This window comes from Polaromonas sp. (assembly GCF_031411155.1).
Classification (GTDB): Bacteria; Pseudomonadota; Gammaproteobacteria; order Burkholderiales; family Burkholderiaceae_C; genus Polaromonas.
On the sequence record NZ_JANOAL010000258.1, the window covers coordinates 1 to 2,435 of the forward strand.

A 2,435-nucleotide genomic window follows, 5' to 3' on the forward strand; every position below is an offset into this window, starting at 1 on the left:
CGTGTCCGTGCAGGGCTATGAAATCCACCATGGCCAGACGGCCCCGCACACCGCCATGGCGGCCGCGGGCGACATCGCCTACGCTGTGATGCCTGACGGCCTGGCCTGGCAAAACGCGGCCGGCAATGTGCTGGGCCTGTACCTGCACGGCCTGTTTGAAGACCCGCGCGTGTTGCAGGCGCTTTTTGGCGCGGCCACGCCGACGCTCGATTCGGTGTTTGAGGGCCTGGCCGATTACATCGACCGGCATTTTGAAGCAGGTGTTTTGCCCTCGCTGATCGGCCGGTAGATCTGGAACTTATCCGGGCACGCGCTTCAGCGGCCCAAAGCAGGCCTTGAGAGACTCCTCCCTGCAGACAATCAACTGGTCTTGTCGGGGGCTGAACTGGATGTAGCGCGTGACGCTGTCTCCCGGGGCCTCGTGCAGGTCACCGGCGCAATCCGGCTTGCCGCTGGACTGCGTCACGGTTTCTACCAGCCGGTAAAAGCCCAGCAGGCTGGGTTTGGCGCTGATCTCATAGCCGGCCTGCGTCAGTTCATCACCACTGCTGAGCTGCCGGCTGCCATTGGCGCGGTACTGCCAGGTTTCCACGCAAGACTTGCCGGGCAGTGTCCAGGTCCAGCTTCCGGCCAGCGGGGTGGGCGGCCGGTGTCTGCGCAGCGGCCTCGCCGCAGAGCAGGGCGGCCAGCAGCAGAACCGGCGCCAATTGAAATGAACGGCTCTGGGTGAAACGGGGGCGTGGTGAAAACGTCATGACCTGATTATGAAGAAGCCCGTGCCGCGCTGACCTGCCGTAGCCGCCTCTGAAATGCATGAAATTCGGTCAAATCGGCCGCTAGCCCAATAACAATGCGTGCAAGTAGCTATCAAAATAATAGTAATCGATGCGCCCTCAAACGCGCAGCTGGCCCGCCAGCAGCACCGCCACATGAAGCGCTTCGCGCTGCGCACCGTCCCTGATCTGGTGGCGGCAACTGGTGCCGTCGGCCACCACGATGGCGTCGGGCTGCTGGCGCACGGCCGGCAACAGGCTGAGTTCGGCCATCTGCATCGACACTTCGTAGTGGCTGGCTTCGTAGCCGAAGCTGCCGGCCATGCCGCAGCAGCTCGATTCGATCAGCTCGGGCTGCGCGCCCGGAATCAGCTTGAGCACATCCAGGATGGGGCTGACCGCACCAAAAGCCTTCTGGTGGCAGTGGCCGTGGAGCAGGATGGCCTGGTCCGCAGGCTGCAGTTGGGCCTTCAGTTCCTCCAGCTTGCCGGCCGCCGCTTCGCGTGCCAGAAACTCTTCGAACAGCAGGGCATGCTGGCTGATGGTTTGCGCGGCTTGGCCCAGGCCCATGACCAGCATCTCGTCGCGCAGGGTCAGCAGGCAGGAGGGCTCCAGCCCGACGATGGCGATGCCTTGCTCGGCAAAGGGCAGCAGGGCGGCCACCAGTTCTTTGGCTTTGGCTTTGGCCTCATCGACCATGCCGCTGGCCAGGTAGGTGCGGCCGCAGCACAGCTGCTTGCCGTCTGCTACTGTTTTGCTAGCAATATGCACCGTATATCCGCCGGCCTGCAGTACTTTCAAGGCTGAACGGGCATTGCCCGACTCGAAATAGCCGTTGAAGGTGTCAACAAACAGCACCACCGGCTTGCTGGCGGCCAGCACCTCGTCGCGGGTAGCGCTGACGGGCGTGGCGTTGAAGAAGGTTTTGCTCTGCCACTGCGGCAGCGTGCGCCCGGCCGACAAGCCCAGCAGCTTTTCGCTCAAGGCGGCCAGGCCCGGAATCCTGTCGCGCAAATTGAGCAGCGGCGCCAGGCGGCTGGCCCAGGGCGCGTAGTCGGGCAGGTAGGCCACCAGCTTGTCTTTCAGCGTGTAGCCGTGTTTGGCCTTGTAGTGGTGCAAAAACTCCACCTTCATCTTGGCCATGTCCACGCCGGTCGGGCAGTCGCGCTTGCAGCCCTTGCAGCCCACGCACAGCTCCAGCGCGTCTTTCACGGCCTCGCTGGTGAATGCGTCCTCAGCTTTCATGCCTTCCAATTGACCGGAAAGTGCCAGGCGTAAGGTGTTGGCCCGGCCGCGCGTCAAATGCTTTTCGTCACGCGTCACGCGGTAGCTGGGGCACATGGTGCCGGCATCAAATTTGCGGCAATGGCCGTTGTTGTTGCACATCTCCACGGCCTTGGCCAAGCCCTGCGCCGCATCGCCACCGCTGCCCGGCGCGCTGGTTTGCTCGGTCACCGGGTCGTTTTGCACATTCCAGGCGCTCCAGTCGAGCGCGGTCCGGATCGGAATCACCTTGTAGCCGGGCGGGAAACGCATCAGACGCGTGTCGTCCATTTTGGGCGGATTGATGATGCGGTTGGGGCTGAGCAGGTTGAGCGGATCGAGATGGTTCTTGATCTGCGCAAACGCCTCGTTGATCCTGGGGCCGAACTGCCATTCCAC

The 2,435-nt window shown here is 63.2% G+C and carries 2 protein-coding genes and 1 pseudogene; 1 reads left to right on the top strand and 2 read right to left on the bottom strand.

The window, feature by feature from the left end; genetic code table 11:
- Nucleotides 1-289, top strand: a pseudogene (locus RMO23_RS15375) (cobyric acid synthase CobQ); the annotation flags it as partial.
- Between the two features lie 9 nt (nucleotides 290-298).
- Here the strand turns inward: RMO23_RS15375 and RMO23_RS15380 are convergent.
- Complete coding sequence (locus RMO23_RS15380) at nucleotides 299-592, bottom strand: hypothetical protein (protein ID WP_309683363.1); 294 nt, start codon at nucleotides 590-592, stop codon at nucleotides 299-301.
- Nucleotides 593-893: 301 nt separating this feature from the next.
- The coding region (locus RMO23_RS15385) for a 4Fe-4S dicluster domain-containing protein (RefSeq protein WP_309683369.1) at nucleotides 894-2,435 on the bottom strand (1,542 nt) is incomplete at its 5' end.